Annotated in this window: 2 protein-coding genes; both read right to left on the minus strand. The window is 73.5% G+C overall.

Features of this window, described 5'->3' with window-relative positions; genetic code table 11:
- Positions 1-13 precede the first annotated feature (13 nt).
- Entirely contained in the window at positions 14-12,187 is a 12,174-nt protein-coding gene (locus J8403_RS04075; RefSeq protein ID WP_211121905.1) for a type I polyketide synthase, read from the minus strand.
- Positions 12,188-12,228: 41 nt separating this feature from the next.
- On the minus strand, positions 12,229-18,951 hold the full coding sequence (locus J8403_RS04080; protein WP_343245251.1) for an SDR family NAD(P)-dependent oxidoreductase: 6,723 nt from the start codon (positions 18,949-18,951) through the stop codon (positions 12,229-12,231).
- Positions 18,952-18,956 lie beyond the last annotated feature (5 nt).

Raw genomic sequence — 18,956 nt, forward strand, 5'->3', positions numbered from 1 at the left:
TTCCGCGCCTCCATCAGGGCAGTTCACGGTCAATGAGCTCGAACATCTCGTCGTCCGAGGCGGCTTCGAGGGCGTCGAAGTCGGTCGCGTCGGCGGGGGCGCCGGACCCGCCGCCGTTCCATGTCGCCAGGAGGGCGCCCAGCCGTTTGGCGATCCGCTGCCGGCCTTCGTCGTCCGTGACGAGGGTGGCCAAGGTGGTGTCCAGCCTGGCCAACTCGCCGAGGACCGGGTCGACGGCGTCCCGGCCCGGCGTGGGTCCGTCGCCGGGTGCCAGCCGTTCCAGCAGGTAGTCGGCGAGTGCGGCCGCTTCCGGGTAGTCGAAGACGAGGGCGGCGGGCAGCCGCAGTCCGGTGGCGGCGGCGAGCCGGTTGCGCAGTTCTACGGCGGTCAGCGAGTCGAAGCCCAGCTCCTTGAAGCTGGCCTCGGCCTGTACCGCGTCCACATCGGCGTGTCCGAGGACCGTGGCCGCGTGGCCCCGGACCAGGTTGAGCACGAGTCGGTGCCGTTCGGCCGTGGACAGGCCCGCGAGCCGGGCGCCCCAGTCGACCTCGCGGCCTTCCCCGGCCGCCGCCGCGGTCCGCCGCCCGGTGCCGCCACCGCCGCCCGTGGCGGCCAGGGCGCGCAGCGTGGCGGGCAGGCTGTCGGCGGGCAGCCCGGCGAGGGTGCGGGTATCCACGTGGGCGGCGACCAGATGGGCACCGCCGTGCTGGACGGCGGCGTCGAGCAGGGCCAGACCGTGCCGGGTGCTCAGGGCGGCGACACCGGTACGGGACATCCGGGCCAGATCCGCCTCGGCCAGGTGTCCGGTCATCCCGCTGGCGTCGGCCCACAGGCCCCAGGCGACCGATACGCCGGGCAGCCCTGCGGCCCGCCGATGGGCGGCGAGTGCGTCGCAAAAGGCGTTGGCCGCCGCGTAGTTGGCCTGTCCGGGGCTGCCGAGTGTGCCCGCGGCGGAGGAGAAGAGGACGAACATGCCGAGCCGCAGATGGGCCGTGGCCGTGTGCAGATGGGCCGCGGCCGTGGCCTTGGCGGTCCAGACGCGCGCCAGCCGTTCGGGGGTCTGTGAGGTCACCACCGCGTCGTCCAGCACACCGGTGGCGTGGATGACTCCGGTCAGCGGATGCTCGGGGTCGATGCCCGCCACCAGCTCCGCCACCGCCGTGGCGTCGGTGACATCCGCCGCCGTAAGGCGCACCCGCGCGCCCAGCTCCTCCAGTCGGGCGGCCAGGTCGCGGGCGCCCGGAGCGTCCGGCCCGCGCCTGCTCACCAGCAGCAGCCGGCCGATCCCCCAGGTGCGGACGAGGTGTTCGGCGATGTGGGCACCCAGGGTGCCGGTGCCGCCCGTGATCAGTACGGTGCCGTCCAGATCGACCGCGGCGGGTACGTCCAGCACCAGCTTGCCGATGTGCCTGGCCTGGCTCAGCTGGCGTAGCGCGTCCCGCGCTCGGCTGAGCGGCCAGGGCCGTACGGGGGCGGGCCGCAGCGCTCCGGCCGCGAACAGCTCGCTCACTTCCCGCAGCATCTCGCCGATGCGGTCCGGACCGGCGTCGGGGACCAGGTCGAAGGCGCGGTAGCGGACACCCGGATAGGCGGCCGCGAGGTGCTCCGGCTCGCGGATGTCGGTCTTGCCCATCTCGGAGAGCCGTCCGCCGTCGGCCAGCAGCCGCAGGGAGGCGTCGACGTACGGCCCGGCGAGGCTGTTGAGCACCACGTCGACGCCACGTCCGCCGGTGGCCTCGCGGAACACCTCCTCGAAGTCCAGGTCGCGCGAGGAGGCTCGATGCGCCTGATCGATGCCCATCTCCTCGAGTACCCCGTGCTTGCCGGGGCCGGCCGTGGCATAGACCTCGGCGCCCAAGTGGCGGGCGATCTGCACGGCCGCCATGCCGACACCGCCGGTCGCGGCGTGGATCAGCACCGTTTCGCCGCCCCGCAGCCCGGCCAGGTCCACCAGCCCGTACCAGGCGGTGAGGAACACCACCGGCACGGCGGCCGCCTGCCGGAAGCTCCAGCCGTCGGGGATCGGCACGACCATGCGCGCGTCCGCCACCGCCCAGGGGCCGAACGCGCCCTCGAACAGGCCCATGACCCGGTCGCCCACCGCGAGCCCGGTCACCTCCGGGCCGATGTCCACGACGATGCCCGCGCCCTCGCTGCCGCGGAACACCCCGCCTCCGGGGTACATCCCGACGACGATGAGCGCATCGCGGAAGTTCATGCCCGCCGCGTGCACCGCGATCCGGACCTCTCCCGGCCCCAGCGGCGCCAGCGCCTCGGGGCACGGCACGGGTGTCACATTGTCCACGGTGGACGCGCCCCGCACGGCGAGTCGCCACGCGGACTCTCCCACCGGGCCCACCAGGCCGCCGCTTCCGGGGCCGCCCGCGCGCATCAGACGGGGCGCCCACACCCTGCCGGAGCCCACCGCCACCTGTGGTTCGTCCAGGGCGACGGCCCTCAGCACACCGTCCAGCACCGTAGCGCCGATCTCGTCGGCGTCGGGCGCGCCGTGCGGATCGCGGTCCAGCAGGATGAACCGCTCCGGGTTCTCCGCCTGTGCGCTGCGCAGCAGTCCCCACACCGCGGCGCCGGCCGCGTCCACGGCCCCGGCCTCGGTGTCCTGCGCCACCGGGCCGCCGGCCGCTACCGCGCCGTGGGTCACCACCACCAAACGGCTCTCGGCCAGCCGGGGTTCGGCCAGCCAGCCCCGCAGCAGGTCCAGGGTTCGCCGCACGGCCGCCAGGGATTCGGCTTCGGTGGCCCCGATGTCCACGGCCGTCTCCGAGGCCGGTACGGCGGTCAGCGCCACCGAGGGCGCGGGTGTTCCGGCGTCGAGCGCCGCGACCAGCGACTCCAGGTCCGGGTGGCGGACCACGCCCGGCAACAGGCCCCACTCCGCGCACTCGGAGCCCAGCGCCACCCAGCCGCCGTCCCCGGCCACCGGCTCGGGCAGCCCCGTGTCGGCGCCGGGCGCCGCCTCGGGGAGCGGGATCCAGTCGAGGGTGAACAGTCCGTCCACGGTGCCTCGGCCCGCGGTTCGCAGCTGATCCGTACGGGCGGGGCGCAGCACCAGCGAGTCGACCGTCAGGACCGGGTCGCCGATAGCGTCGGCCACAGTCAGCCGCAGCGCCCGCTCACCGTCCGCGCCCTGCTCACGCGGGGACAGCCGGACGCGTACGGTGGTCGCTCCGGCCGCCCACAGCGACACTCCGTTCCAGGTGAACGGCAGCCACACCCGGCCGGTGACGCGCTGCTGCTCGGTCCCGGCGGTGAGCATGCCCGCCGGGTGCAGCGCGGCGTCAAGCAGCGCCGGGTGGATGCCGAATCCGGCCCGGTCGCCCGCCGCTTCGGGGAGCGCCACTTCGGCCAGCACATCCGCTCCGTCGCGCCACAGCTTCCGTACGCCCTGGAACGCGGGCCCGTATCCGTATCCGGCGGCCGCGGCGCGCTCGTAGAAGCCGTCCGTGTCCACCGGCTCCGCGCCCGCCGGGGGCCAGGCTCCGTTGGGCTGGGGTGCCGGTTCGCCGTGGGGGCCGAGTACGCCGACCGCATGGCACACCCAGACCGGGTCCGTAGTGGTTTCGGCGTCGCGGTCGGGCCGGGAGTACACCCGTACCTCGCGGCGGCCGTCGTCGGCGGCCTCGCCCACCACCACCTGGACGCGCAGCCCGCCGGTGTCGGGGAGGACGAGCGGGACCTGCAGGGCGAGTTCCTCGACCGCGCCGCAGCCCGCCTCGTCGGCGGCCCGCAGCGCCCATTCGACCTGGGCCGCGCCCGGCACCAGCCGGGCGCCCGCCACCACGTGTTCGCCGAGCCAGCCCTCGCCGCCACCGGCCGTCAGCCGTCCGGTGAGCAGCTGGGTGCTGCCGTCGGCGAGCTCCACGGCCGCGCCGAGCAGGGGGTGATCGGCGGAGACCAGGCCGAGGTCGGCGGGGTCGCCGCCCCGGCCCGTGGTGCCTTCGAGCCAGTAGCGCTCGCGCTGGAAGGCGTAGGTGGGCAGCGGCACCGTGCGGGGCGCGGGATCGGTGGGGAAGAGGGTGGTCCAGTCGACCTCGGCTCCCGCGGTGAACGCCTGGGCCAGCGACCGCACCAGCTGGGCGAGATCGCCGTGGTCCCGGCGCAGGGTCGGTACGGTGGCGGCGGGAACGCCCGCCTCCTCGAAGCTCTCCTGCATGCCGACCGTGAGGACGGGGTGGGTGCTGGCCTCGATGAACACCCGGTGGCCGGCGTCCAGCAGCGCCTGAATCGTCTCGGCGAACCGCACCCGCTCCCGCAGATTCCGCACCCAATAGCCCGTGTCCAGCACGGAGGGATCGGCCCGGCCACCGGTCACCGTGGAGTAGAACGCCACCCCGGACCCGGACGTCCCGACCGGCTCAACTCCGGTGAGCAGTTCGGTGAGTTCATCGGCGATCTCGTCGACCTGGGGACTGTGCGAGGCGTAGTCCACCTCGATCGTCCTGGCCCGTTCCCCGAGGTCACGGCAGGCGGCCACGGCCGCGGCCGCCTGCTCCGGCGGCCCGGACACCACCGTGGAGGCGGGGCCGTTCACGGCGGCCACGACCACGGCGGCGGCGCGGTCGCCGAGCCCGGACAGCAGCTCGGTGGCCTGTTCCTCACCTACGCCGAGGGAGGCCATGGCTCCGCCACCGGCCAGTTGGCGCAGCGCGCGGCTGCGAAGGGCCACGATGCGGGCGCCGTCCTCCACGGTGAGCGCCCCGGCCACGCAGGCGGCGGCGATCTCGCCCTGGCTGTGGCCCACGACGGCGGCGGGCCGCACCCCGTGGCCCGCCCATACGGCGGCCAGGGACACCATCACAGCCCATAGGACGGGCTGCACCACATCCACTCGGCTCAGATCGCCCGCGCCGTCCACCCCGCGCAGCACGTCGGTGAGCGACCAGTCGACGTGGGGTGCGAGCGCTCGTTCGCACTCCGCCACCCGGGCGGCGAACACCGGGGAGGCGTCCAGCAGTCCGGCACCCATCCCGATCCACTGGGAGCCCTGGCCGGGGAAGACCAGCACCGGGCCCGCGCCTCCCGTCGTGGCAGCCGTGCCCGTGTGGACCACGCCCGGGTGGGTCTCGTCGGCCGCCAACGCCTCGACAGCCGCCATCAGTTCGGCGTGGCTCTCGCCGACCACCACGGCGCGGTGGTCGAAGAGGGTGCGGGAGCGGATGAGGGACCAGCCCACCTCGATGGGCGAGGCGAGGGACCAGCCCACCTCGACCGGCTCGGCAGTGGGCCCGGTGGCCAGCCGCGCGGCCAGCGCCCGCGCCTGGTCCCGCAGCGCCTCGGCGCCCCGCGCGGAGAGCACCCAGGGCACCACCCGGGAGCCGTCGGACTCGGGCTCACGCTCGGCATGTTGATCCTGGTCGGGGGCCTGTTCGAGGATCACATGGGCGTTGGTGCCGCTGATGCCGAAGGAGGAGACACCCGCGCGCCGGGGCCGCTCGGCCCGTGGCCACTCGACCGCCTCGGTCAGCAGCCGCACTCCGTCGTCGTCCCATTCCACATGCGGGCTGGGTGCGTTGATGTGGAGGGAGGCGGGCAACAGCCCGTGGCGCATCGCCATGACCATCTTGATCACACCCGCCACGCCCGCGGCGGCCTGGGTGTGCCCGATGTTGGACTTGATGGAGCCGAGCCACAGCGGCCGTCCCTCGGGCCGCTCCCGCCCGTAGGTGGCCAGCAGCGCCTGGGCCTCGATGGGGTCGCCGAGCGTGGTGCCCGTGCCATGGGCCTCCACCACGTCGACGTCCGCCGGGGAGAGGTGTGCGGTGGCCAGGGCCTGGCGGATCACCCGCTGCTGGGAGGGTCCGTTCGGGGCGGTCAGACCGTTGGAGGCGCCGTCCTGGTTGATGGCAGAGCCCCGGATCACGGCCAGCACCTCACGGCCGTTGCGGCGCGCGTCCGACAACCGCTCCAGGACGAGCAGGCCGATGCCCTCGCCCCAGCCGGTGCCGTCGGCCGCCGCGGCGAACGGCTTGCAGCGGCCGTCCGGGGCCAGTCCGCGCTGCCGCGAGAACTCCACGAAGGTGTTCGGGGTGGCCATCACCGTGACCCCGCCGGCCAGGGCCAGGGTGCACTCCCCCTGCCGCAGGGCCTGTGCCGCGAAGTGCATGGCCACCAGCGATGAGGAACACGCCGTGTCCACCGTCACCGCGGGCCCCTCCAGGCCGAGGGTGAACGCCACCCGGCCGGAGGCGATGCTCGGTGTGCTGCCGGTCATCAGACGGCCCTCGACGCCCTCCGGGGTACGGCCCAGGAAGCGGCTGCCGTAGTCGTCGTACATCACCCCGGTGATCACGGCGCTCCGGCTGCCCCGCAGGGTCACCGGGTCGATGCCCGCGCTCTCGAACGCCTGCCACGCGGTCTCCAGCAGCAGCCGCTGCTGGGGGTCGGTGGCCAGTGCCTCGCGCGGGGAGATCCCGAAGAACTCGGCGTCGAACCGTGGGGCCTCGTAGAGGAATCCGCCCTCCCGGGCATAGCTGGTGCCGGTGTGGTCCGGGTCGGGGTCGAAGAGGCCCGCGAGGTCCCAGCCGCGGTCCGCGGGGAACTCCCCGATCGCGTCCACGCCCTCGGCCACCAGCCGCCACAGCTCCTCGGGGGAGCCGACGCCGCCCGGATAGCGGCAGGCCATGCCGACGATGGCGATCGGGTCGTCGTCGGCCGCCACGAGGGTGGCCGTCGGCGGGAGCGGTGTCTCGGCCACGCTCCCGACCAGCCGCTCGCGCAGGAAGCGCACCAGGGCGTCGGGGGTCGGATAGTCGAAGATGACGGTGGCCGGGATCCGGGTGCCGGTGGCCGCGTTGAGCCGGTTGCGCAGGTCCAGCGCCGTCAGCGAGTCGAAGCCGAGGTCCTGGAAGGCCCTGCCCAGTTCGATGGCCTCCGGTGCGGGGTGGGCCAGCACGGTGGCGACCTGGTCGCGTACCAGCTCTCCGATGAGCCGGTCCTGCTCCTCGGTGGACAGCCCGGCGAGCCGCCCGGACAAGGATGCCGTCCCGGTGTTGCGCGCGGCCTTCGTGGGGAGGTGCACCAGCCGCCGCAGTACGGGCGGAAGTGGCCCGGCGGCGGCCCGGGTGCGCAGCGCCGCGAGGTCGAAGCGCGCGGGGACGAGGGTGGGGTGGTCGGTGGTGAGCGCCGTGTCGAGCAGCGTGAGGGCCTGCTCGTTGGAGACGGGGGCGATCCCGGAGCGGGCCATCCGGGCGAGGTCGGCGTCGTCCAGGTGGCCGGTCATGCCACCGGCGGACGCGAGCAGCCCCCAGGCCAGCGTGTGGGCCGTCCGTCCCTCTGCCCGGCGGTACTCGGCGAGGGCGTTGAGGAACATGTTCGCCGCGGCGTAGTTGGCCTGGCCGCCGTTGCCCATGATGGAGGCGGCGGAGGAGAACATCACGAACGCGGCCGGGTCCATGTCCCGGGTCAGCCGGTGCAGATGCCATGCCGCGTCCAGCTTCGGGGCCAGTACGGTGTCGAGTTGCCCGGGGGTCATGGCGGTGACCACGCCGTCGTCGAGCACCCCCGCGGCGTGGACGACGGCCGTCAGGGGATGCGCCGCGGGGAGGGTGGCGAGCAGCGCGGCCAGCGCCTCGGGGTCGGCGGCGTCACATGCGGCGATGCGTACGTCCGCGGCGCCCAGTGCGGTCAGTTCGTCCGCGAAGGCGTCGATGTCCTCCGTGATGCCCCCGCGCCGGCTGACCAGCAGCAGATGGCGGGCGCCGTGTGCGGTGACCAGATGCCGGGCGACCAGCCGGCCCAGCGCTCCGGTGCCACCGGTGATCAGCGCCGTACCATCCGGGTCGAGGGCGCGGGGCGGGGTGTCCTGACGGGGGGCGCGGGGCGGGGTATCCTGGTCGGGGCGGACCTTGACCAGACGGGGCACATGGGCCGTTCCGGCCCGCACCGCCACCTCGGATTCGGCACCGGTGACAGCGGCCGCAACGACGGTGCGCAGGACATCTCGCGACGCGGTGTCGTCGTCCAGGTCGAGCAGCAGGATGCGCTCCGGGTGTTCGGCCTGGGCGGCGCGGACCAGGCCCCATACGGGCGCGGTGGCCAGGTCGGCGGGCTCGTCCCCGGGGCCGGTGGCGACCGCGCCACGGGTGGCGATGACCAGCCGGGCCCCGCTGAACCGCTCGTCCGTCAGCCAGGTGCGCAGCGCCCCGAGGACGTGATGGACTGCCGCGCGGACACGGGCGGGCGTCTCGTCCGGGTGTGCTGCGGTGTCCGGTGCGCCGGGGCATGCGAGGACGACGACATCGGGGACGGGCTGTCCGCCGTCGAGGGCGGCCCGCAGGGCGGCCAGGTCCGGATGGGCCGGGAGGTCAGGGCCCGGATATTGGGATCCGACGGTGACCCAACTCGCCGTGGGCGGGGCGGTGTCGGCGGAGACCGGATACGGCTGCCAGTCCAGGCGGTACAGCGGGGCGTCGGCCGTGGCGGCGCGGGCGGAGCGCCAGCGGTCGGCGGACACCTCCCGCAGCCCGAGGGCGTCGACGGTGGCCACGGGCGCGCCGTGGTCGTCGGTCAGCCGCAGCGTGACGGTGTCCGGTGCGGTGGGGGTGATGCGTACGCGCAGCCGTGTGGCGCCGGTCGCGAAGAGCCGTACCCCGCTGAAGGAGAACGGCAGTCGGACGGTCCCCTCGGCGCCGTCCGGCGCGTGGTCGCCGCCGAAGAGCTCTTCCACCGGGTGCAGGGCGCTGTCGAGCAGGGCCGGGTGCAGTCCGTAGCCGTCGGCCTCGCCGCGCTGTTCCGGGGCCAGGCGTACCTCGGCGAACATCTCGTCGCCGAGCCGCCATGCGGTGTGCAGGCCGCGGAAGGCGGGCCCGTAGGTGTAGCCCTGCGCGGTGAGCCGGTCGTACAGGTCCGCCACGTCGACGGGGGTGGCCCCGGCGGGTGGCCAGGCCGTGGCCCGCGGTTCGTCGTCGGGCGGTGGCGTGACCCGATCTGCCAGTACGCCGGTGGCGTGGTGGCGCCAGGCGGCCGGGGCGTCCAGGGCGTCGCCACCCTCGTCGGCGGAGCGGGAGGCGATGGTGACGGTCCGTCGTCCGGTCTCGTCGGGCGCGGTGACGGCGAGCTGGATCCGTACCGCGCCGGAGACGGGCAGGATCAGCGGCGTCTCCAGGGTGAGGTCGTCGAGCAGTTCGCAGCCGGTGTGCGCGGCGGCGAGGAGGGCCAGCTCCAGCAGGGCCGTACCGGGCAGGGGCACGCTGTCGGCGATGGTGTGGTCGGCGAGCCAGGCGTGGGTGTGCGGGGACACTCGGCCGGTGAGCAGCAGCCTGCCGTCGGGTGTCTCCACGGCGGCCTGGAGCAGGGGGTGACCGGTCGGGCCGAGGCCGACGGCGCGTACGTCGGCGGTGGCGTTCGGGACGGGCCGCCAGTACCGCTGCCGCTGGAACCGGTAGGTGGGCAGGTCCACACGGCCCGCGTCCTCGGGGAGGGCGGCGGCGAAGTCGACCGTGCCGCCGTCGATGTGCGTCAGGGCGAGCGCGGTCAGCAGCGTACGGGGCTCGTCGCGGCCCGGGCGCAGGGCGGTGGCGAACACGGGCGCGGGGTCAGGAGTGTCGGGCGCGTCGGAGGCATCGGCAGGGGATGTCCCGGCGGCCAGGGCGTCCTGGGCCATGGTGGTGAGGACGGCGTCCGGCCCGAGTTCGAGGTAGCGCGTCACACCTTCGCCGTGCAAGGTGCGCAGACCGTCGTGGAACCGTACGGGCGCGCTGACGTGGCGTACCCAGTACTCGGGGTCGCGGAGCTGCTCGGGGGCGGCGGGCCGGCCGGTGACGTTGGAGATCACCGGGATGCGCGGTGCGTGGTAGGTGAGCCGCCGCGCCACGTCACGGAAGTCGTCGAGCATGGGATGGAGCAGGGGCGAGTGGAAGGCGTGGCTGACGCGGAGCCGCTTGGTGCGGTGCCCCTGCTCCTTCAGGGTGCGGGCGATCTCGTCGACGTCTTCCGTGGCCCCGGATACGACCACCGAGGTGGGGCCGTTGACCGCGGCGAGCGCCACGCGGTCCGCACGGCCGGTGAGCAGGGGGAGGACCTGTTCCTCGGTGGCTTCGACGGCGACCATGGCGCCGCCGGACGGCAGCGCCTGCATCAGCCGACCGCGGGCGGCCACCAGCTCGCAGGCGGCGGGAAGGGACAGCACGCCCGCCACATGCGCGGCCACCAGCTCGCCGACGGAGTGGCCGGTGAGGAACGAGGGGGTGAGGCCGAAGGACTCGACGAGCCGGAAGAGCGCGGTCTCCAGGGCGAAGAGGGCCGCCTGGGTCACACCGGTGCCGTGCAGGGCCCGCGCCTGGTCGGTGTCCTCGGCCGCGAAGAGGGTGTCGCGCAGCGGGTGGCCGAGCAGCGGGTCCAGATGGGCACAGGCGTCGTCGAGGGCGGTGGCGAACACATCGAAGGTCCGGTACAGCTCACGGCCCATACCGGGCCGCTGGCTGCCCTGCCCGGTGAACATGAACGCGGTGCCGCCGGAGCGGGCGGCCACCGTGGCCCGGGTCAGCCCGGGGTGGCTGCGGCCCTCGGCGAGCGCCCGCACGGCGGCCAGCAGTTCGTCGCGGTCCTCACCGATGGCCACGGCCCGGTGTTCGAAGGCCGAGCGGGTCCGGGCGAGCGACCAGCCCACATCGGCCACGGGCAGCCCGGGGTGGGCGGTGAGATGTGCGGCGAGCGCCTCGGCCTGGTCCCGTAACGCCTGGTCGGTACGGGCGGAGACCACCCACGGCACTACGCGGCTGACCATCCGCGCGGTGTCCACGGCGGTCGGACCAGGAGTCCGATCCGGGGCTGAGGGCGCGTCGGCGGGGGGCTGTTCGAGCAGCAGATGGGCGTTGGTGCCGGAGATGCCGAAGGAGGACACCGCCGCCCGGCGGGGCCGCTCGCCGCGCGGCCAGTCGACGGCTTCGGTGAGCAGGCGCACGGCGCCGGTGTCCCATGCGACATGCGGCGTGGGCCGGTCGATGTGCAAGGTGGCGGGCAGCGTCTCCTGCCGCATCGCCATGATCATCTTGATGACGCCGGCCACCCCCGCGGCGCCCTGGGTGTGCCCGATGTTGGACTTGACCGATCCCAGCCACAGCGGCCGGTCCTCGGACCGGTCCCGGCCGTAGGTGGTGAGCAGCGCATGGGCTTCGATGGGATCGCCGAGGCGGGTTCCGGTGCCATGCGCCTCCACCACGTCCACTTCGGCCGGGGACAGCCGTGCGTTCGCCAACGCCTGGCGGATGACGCGCTGTTGGGAGGGACCGTTGGGGGCGGTCAGGCCGTTGGAGGCGCCGTCCTGGTTGATGGCCGAGCCCCGGATCACGGCGAGCACCTGATGGCCGTTGCGGCGTGCGTCGGACAGCCGTTCCAGCAGCACCAGGCCCACGCCCTCGGAGAACGCGGTGCCGTCCGCGTCGGCGGAGAACGCCTTGCACCGGCCGTCGGGAGCCAGCCCGCGCTGCCGAGAGAACTCGGTGAAGACGTTCGGGATCGCCATCACCGTCACCCCGCCGGCCAGGGCCAGGGTGCACTCCCCCTGCCGCAGCGCCTGGGCCGCCAGATGCATCGACACCAGCGAGGACGAGCAGGCGGTGTCCACGGTGACCGCGGGGCCCTCAAGACCGAGGGTGTACGCCACCCGGCCGGAGAGCACACTGGGCGCGTTGCCCGTGACCAGATAGCCCTCGGCGCTCTTCTCGATATGCGGGGTGCCGAAGCCGGGAAGCGCGGTCCCGGCGTACACGCCCGTCGAGGTGCCCTTCAGCGACAGCGGGTCGATTCCGGCGCGTTCGAGCAGCTCCCAGGCCACCTCCAGCAGCAGCCGCTGCTGCGGGTCGATGGCCAGCGCCTCGCGCGGGCTGATCCCGAAGAACTCGGGGTCGAACCGGTCGGCGTCGTAGAGGAAACCGCCCTCGCGGGCATGGCTGGTGCCGGGGTGGTCCGGGTCCGGGTGGAAGAGTCCCTCCAGGTCCCAGCCGCGGTCGGCCGGAAACTCCCCCATGGCGTGCGCGCCGGAGGCGAGGAGCCGCCACAGCTTCTCGGGCGAGTCGGCCCCGCCCGGGTAGCGGCAGGCCATGCCGACCACTGCCACCGGCTCCTGGGAGCGGTCCTCCAACTCGCGCAGCCGCTGACGCGTTTCGTGCAGATCGCCTGCCACTCGCCTCAGATAGTCGACCAGCTTCTCTTCATTAGCGTGCGTCACAGAGGGTCACCCGGCCTTCAGCGAAGGGCGCGCCACGTTGTTCATGACAGGCCAAGTTCGTTGTCGATGAATTCCAGAACCTGATCGGCGGTCGCCACCTGCAACCGCTCCACGGCATTGCCGTCGTCCGACTCCGCCGGCGAGCACATCGCCTTCCACTTGGACAGCAACGTTTCCAGCCGGGCGGTGACCGCGCCGGAGTCCACGTCCTCGACGACGACGGCCGACAGGCTGTTCTCCAGCCTGACCAGCTCGTTGAGGACGGGATGGGGCTGGGGCACGCCGGGGCCCGGGGCGCCGGGCTCGCCGTCCGGCGCGAGCTCCTGGCGCAGATGCTCGGCCAGCACCGCCGCCTCCGGGTGGTCGAAGACCAGGGCCGCGGGCAGCCGCAGCCCGGTGGCCGCGGCCAGCCGGTTGCGCAGTTCGACGGCGGTCAGCGAGTCGAAGCCGAGGTCCTTGAACGACGCGTCCGGCTGCACCACCCCCGGATCGGCGTGGCCGAGCACCGTGGCCGCCTGGGTGCGCACCAGATTGAGCAGCAGCCGGTGCTGTTCGGTGGCCGGCAGCCCCCTGAGCCGGCCGGCCCAGTCGGTGTTCTGGCCCACGGCGGCCGCCGTGGGCCGGGCCCGGCCGCTGCCGCCGACGGTGGCCAGGGCCCGCAGGGGGGCCGGGAGGGCGCCGGGGGGCTGCGCGGCGAGGGAGCCGGTGTCCAGGTGGAGCGCCAGCAGATGCGGATGACCGTGGTGGCAGGCCGCGTCCAGCAGCGCCAGCCCCTCCTCGGTGCTGTTGGCCTTGATGCCCAGACGGCCGATCCGGGCCAGATCGGCGTCGGCCAGCCGTGCGGTGAGACCGCTGGTGGCCGCCCAGAGTCCCCATGCCACCGACAGCCCGGGGAGCCCGGCCGCCTGGCGGCGGGTGGCCAGGGCGTCGCAGAAGGCGTTGGCGGCGGCGTAGTTGGCCTGGCCGGGGGTGCCGAGATCGGAGGCGAAGGAGGAGAACAGGACGAACATGCCCAGCCGCAGATGCGCGGTGGCGGTGTGCAGCTGGGCCGCCGCAGCGGCCTTCGCCGCCCAGGCCCGCGCCAGCCGCTTCGGATCCTGCGAGGGCAGCATCGCGTCGTCCAGCGCCCCGGCCGCGTGCACGACACCGGTCAGGGGGTGTGCCGGGCCGATGCCCACGAGGACTTCGGCCACTTGGGCGGCGTCGCCTATGTCGCAAGTGGCGATACGCACGTCGGCCCCCAGGTCGGTGAGGTGGGCCAGCAGCTCCGGTGCGCCGGGAGCGTCGAGGCCGCTGCGGCTCACCAGCAGCAGATGGCGGATGTTCCAGGCGCGGACGAGATGTTCGGCGACGTGTCGGCCGAGGGTGCCGGTGCCACCGGTGATGAGCACAGTGCCCTCGGGATCCACGGAGGCGGGGACGTCCAGCACCAGCTTGCCGGTGTGCTTGGCCTGGCTCAGACACCGCAGCGCCTCACGCGCCCGGCTCAGCGGCCACGCCCGTACGGGAGGCGGCTCCAGCGCACCGGAGGCGAACAACTCGTTCAGCCGGCACAGCATGTGACCGATACGGTCCGGACCGGCATCGGCGATCAGGTCGTACGCGTGATAGCGGACACCGGGATACTCCGCCGCGATCCGCTCCGGGTCGCGGATATCGGTCTTGCCCATCTCCAGCAACCGGCCGCCTTCGCGGAGGAGGCGGAGCGAGGCGTCCACGAAGGGCCCGGCGAGGCTGTTGAGCACCACATCCACACCCCGGCCACCGGTGGCCTCCCTGAGCGTCTCCTCGAAGTCCGCATCGCGGGACGAGGCCCGGTGCGCCTCGTCGATACCCATCGCCTCCAGCACCGCATGCTTCCCCGGACTCGCCGTGGCATAGACCTCCGCGCCCAGATGGCGCGCGATCCACACCGCGGCCGTCCCGACACCACCGGTCGCGGCATGGATCAGCACCCGTTCGCCCGCCTGGAGCCCGCCCAGCTCCACGAGGCCGTACCAGGCGGTGAGGAACACGACGGGGGCCGCGGCCGCCTGCCGGAAGGTCCAGCCGTCGGGAATGGGCACCACCGTACGGGCGTCCGCCACGGCCCGCGGGCCGAACGCGCCCTCGAACAGGCCCGTCACCCGGTCGCCCACCGACAGATCGGTCACCTCCGGGCCGATCTCCCGCACCACACCGGCGCCCTCACTGCCCCCGAACACCGCGTCCCCGGGATACATCCCCAACACGATCAGCGCATCGCGGAAGTTGACGCCCGCCGCGTGGACATCGATCCGCACCTGGCCCGCCCGCAGAGGGTCCAGCACCTCCGGGCAGGCCACCGGCCGCACACAGTCCACGGTCCCGGCACCCTCGAGTCCGAGCCGCCACGCGGACGGCCCCACCGGGGCCGCCAGGCCCCCGCTGCGCGCGGCGCGCACCAGCCGGGGCATCAGCGCCCGCCCCGCGCGCAGCGCCAGCTGGGGCTCGTCCATCTCCACGGCGCGCGCCACGGCGTCGGCCACGAGGCGGGCGGACACCTCGGTGTGGGGGTCGAGATCGAGCAGCAGGAAACGGCCGGGGTTCTCGGCCTGCGCGCTGCGCACCAGACCCCATACCGTGGCCCCCGCCGCGTCCAGACCCTCGGCCGCGGGATCAACCCCGTCCGGGTCACCGGCCGCAACGGCACCGCACGTCGTCACCACCAACCGGGCCTCGGCCAGGCGTGGTTCGGCCAGCCAGTCCTGCAGCAGCGCCAGAATCCGCTGCGCCGAGGCCAGACCGTCGGCCGCGATCCCGCCACCCGGCGCAGCCGCCTGCCTGACGGGCTCAAGTGCCAGTACGACCGTGGGGGCGGGCGCTCCCGCGTCGAGCGCGCTGATCAACGCCTGCGGATCCGGATGGCATACGGCGGTGGCCCCGGCCGGAGCCTTGTCCCCGGGCCCCAGGATCGCCCAGCCGGTGTCATCGGCTGCGGGGCCGGTGGTCTGGTCGTGGCCGTTGGGCGGCGCGGGAACGGGCAAGGGAACCCAGTCCATGACGAACAGCCCATCGGCGCCGGGGCGTTGGGCCGTACGCAGCTGATCGGCGTCGGCCGATCGCAACACCACCGCGTCGGCGCTCAGCACCGGCGCACCCAGGGCGTCCGCCACGGTCACCCGCAGCGTGCGCTCCCCCTCCGCGCTCGGCCCGTACGGAGAGATCCGCACCCGTGCGGTGGTCGCCCCGGCCGCCCACAGCGACACTCCGTTCCAGGTGAACGGCAGCCACACCCGGCCATCGGCCGACTCGGCGGCGTCGCTCGCGGACCCCTCGGTCAGCAGAACGGGATGGAGCGCGGCGTCCAGCAGCGCCGGGTGGATGCCGAACCCCGTCCGCTCCCCCGCCGCTTCGGGCAGCGCCACCTCGGCCAGCAGGTCAGCGCCGTCCCGCCACACGGCGCGCAGCCCCTGGAAGGCCGGGCCGTACGCATACCCCGACGCCGCGATGTGCTCGTAGAAGTCCACGGGCTCCACCGGCTTCGCACCCGCCGGTGGCCACGCCCCACCCAACTCCTCCACCGGCCCGGAACCCTCGGGAGGCGGGCTCAGCACGCCCTCCGCATGGCACACCCATCCGGCCGCCGTGTCGCTACCGTCGTCCGGACGCGAGTACATCCGCACATCGCACCGGCCATCGGCGCCGGGCCCGCCGACGACCACCTGCAGCCGGACCCCGCCGTGAGGCGGCAACACGAGCGGCACCTGGAGCGCCAGCTCCTCCACCCCACCGCAGCCGACCTCATCGGCGGCCCGCAACGCCCAGTCCACCAGGGCCGTCCCGGGCACCAGAGCCGCGCCCGCCACGACATGGTCGGCGAGCCAGCCATGGGACCGTGCCGAGAGCCGCCCCGTCAGCAGATGGCCCTGGCCGTCGGCGAGCTCCACGGCGGCGCCGAGCAGCGGATGCCCCGCGGGGACGAGGCCGAGGTCGGTGGGATCGGCATCCCGGCCGCCGCTGAGGCCGTCGAGCCAATAGCGCTGGTGCTGGAAGGCGTACGTGGGCAGATCGACCGTACGAGGCGTGGGATCGGCCGGGAACGCGGCCCGCCAGTCCACCTCGACCCCAGCGATGAACGCCTGGCCCAGCGAGTGGAGGAGCTGAGCCTGGCCACCGTGATCGCGACGCAACGTGGGCACGGCAACCGCGTCCACACCCACCCGCTCAAACGTCTCCTGCAGACCGAGAGTCAACACCGGATGGCTACTGGCCTCGATAAACACCCGATGCCCATCCGCCACCAACGCCTGAACGGCATCAGCGAACCGCACCCGCTCCCGCACATTCGACACCCAATACCCGGCGTCCAGCACCGACGCATCCACCCGCCCACCCGTCACCGTCGAATAGAACGCCACCCCATCCACCCCACCAACAACCGGACGAACACCCCCCAGAACCTCATCCAACTCACCCCGGATCTCCTCCACCTGAGGACCATGCGAGGCATAATCCACCTCAATCAACCGCGCCCGCTCCCCCACCTCCTGACACCCGGCGACGACCGCAGCCACCTGCTGAGGCGGACCCGAAACCACCGTCGACGAGGGCCCGTTCACTGCGGCCACCCCCACACCGGCCACCCGATCACCCAGGCCGGACAACAACTCGGCCGCCCGCTCCTGACCCACACCGAGCGACGCCATCGCCCCACCACCGGCCAACCGCCGCAACGCCTTACTCCGCAACGCCACCACCTTCGCGCCGTCCTCCAACGACAACGCACCCGCCACCACCGCAGCCGCAATCTCACCCTGGCTATGACCCACCACCGCCACAGGACGCACCCCAAACCCCGCCCACACCGCAGCCAACGACACCATCACCGCCCACAACACCGGCTGCACCACATCCACCCTGCTCAGATCGGCGGCGTCATCAGCCCCCCGCAACACATCCGTCAACGACCACTCCACATACGGCGCCAACGCCCGCTCGCACTCCCCCACCCGCGCCGCAAACACCCGCGACACCTCCAACAACTCCGCACCCATCCCCACCCACTGCGAACCCTGACCCGGAAACACCAACACCGGACCCACATCACCCGTCAACGCCGCCCCACCCAACGCCGCCCCACCCGACTCCACCACACCCGGATGCGACACGTCCGTCGCCAACGCCTCCACAGCAGCCAATAACTCGGCCCTGTCACCGCCCACCACCACCGCCCGATGCTCAAACACCGAACGCGTCGTCACCAACGACCAGCCCACATCCACAGACGACAGCTCGGACGTGCCCTCCACCCGCTCGGCCAGAGCGGCAGCCTGCCCCCGCAGCGCCTCCTTGCTCCGGGCCGAGAGCACCCACGGAACCGTGCCCATGTCCGAGCGGGCCGGGCCCATGGGCGCATCGTCCTCAGGCGCCTGCTCCAGGATCAGATGGGCGTTGGTGCCGGAGATGCCGAACGAGGAGACCGCCGCGCGACGGGGTCGTTCCAGGTGGGGCCACTCCACCGGTTGATCCAGCAGCCGCAGCCCGCTGCCCTCCCAGTCCACATGCGGGGTGGGGACGTCCAGGTGCAGGTTCGCGGGCAGGTGTGGGTGCCGGAGCGCCATCACCATCTTGATCACGCCTGCCACACCGGCCGCCGCATGCGTATGGCCGATGTTGGACTTCAGCGAGCCCAAGAGCAGTGGCCGCTCGGCGGGGCGGTTCCGGCCGTACGTGGCGGTCAGGGCCTCGGCCTCGATCGGGTCGCCGAGTTTGGTGCCGGTGCCGTGTGCTTCGAGGGCGTCCACATCGCCGGGCGTCAGCTGAGCGTTGGCCAGGGCCTGGGCGATGACGCGTTCCTGGGCCACGTCGTTGGGCGCGGTAAGGCCGTTGCTGGCGCCGTCCTGGTTGATGGCCGAGCCCCGGATCACCGCCAGCACCCGATGGCCGTTGCGCCGCGCCTCCGAGAGCCGCTCCAGCACCACCAGGCCGACGCCTTCGGAGAAGCCGGTGCCGTCCGCGTCGGCGGCGAAGGACTTGCACCGGCCGTCCGGGGCCAGGGCGCGCTGCCGGGAGAACTCGGTGAACATGATGGGGGTGGCGAGTGAGGTGACACCGCCCGCCAGGGCCAGGGTGCACTCGCCCTGCCGTAGTGCCTGTACCGCCAGATGCATGGCCACCAGCGAGGCGGAGCAGGCGGTGTCCACGGTCACCGCCGGCCCTTCCAGACCGAAGGTGTAGGCCACCCGGCCCGAGATCACGCTGGTGAGTCCGCCCGTGGTGGCGTAGCCCTCGAACCCCTCGGGGATGCGCGGTGCCCGGGACAGATAGTCCTGGCTGGACACACCGGCGTAGACACCGGTGCGGGTGCCCTTGAGCGACACCGGGTCGATACCGGCCCGCTCCAAGGATTCCCAGGCCATCTCCAGCACCAGCCGCTGCTGCGGGTCCATGGCCAGCGCTTCCCTGGGGCTGATGCCGAAGAACGCCGCGTCGAACCGGTCCGCTTCGACGAATCCGCCCTGGCGGACACAGCTGGTGCCGTAGTGCTCCGGATCGGGGTGGTAAAGGTTCTCGAGGTCCCAGCCACGGTCCGTCGGGAAGTCCCCGATGGCGTCGACACCCGAGACGAGCAGTTCCCACAGCTCCTCCGGGGAGGTGACCCCGCCGGGAAAGCGGCAGGCCATGCCGACCACGGCCACCGGCTCGTGGGAACGCTCCTCCACCTCGCGCAAACGCAGACGCGTATCGTGCAGATCGGCGGAAACGCGCTTGAGGTACTCGACCAGCTTCTCTTCGTTCGCCATGAGGG

The organism is Streptomyces yatensis, assembly GCF_018069625.1.
GTDB classification, from domain to species: Bacteria; Actinomycetota; Actinomycetes; order Streptomycetales; family Streptomycetaceae; genus Streptomyces; species Streptomyces yatensis.

Bases quoted from the DNA above. Each gene is read 5' to 3' on its own strand.
- J8403_RS04080 (WP_343245251.1), bottom strand. From the start codon at position 18,951: ATGGCGAACGAAGAGAAGCTGGTCGAGTACCTCAAGCGCGTTTCCGCC.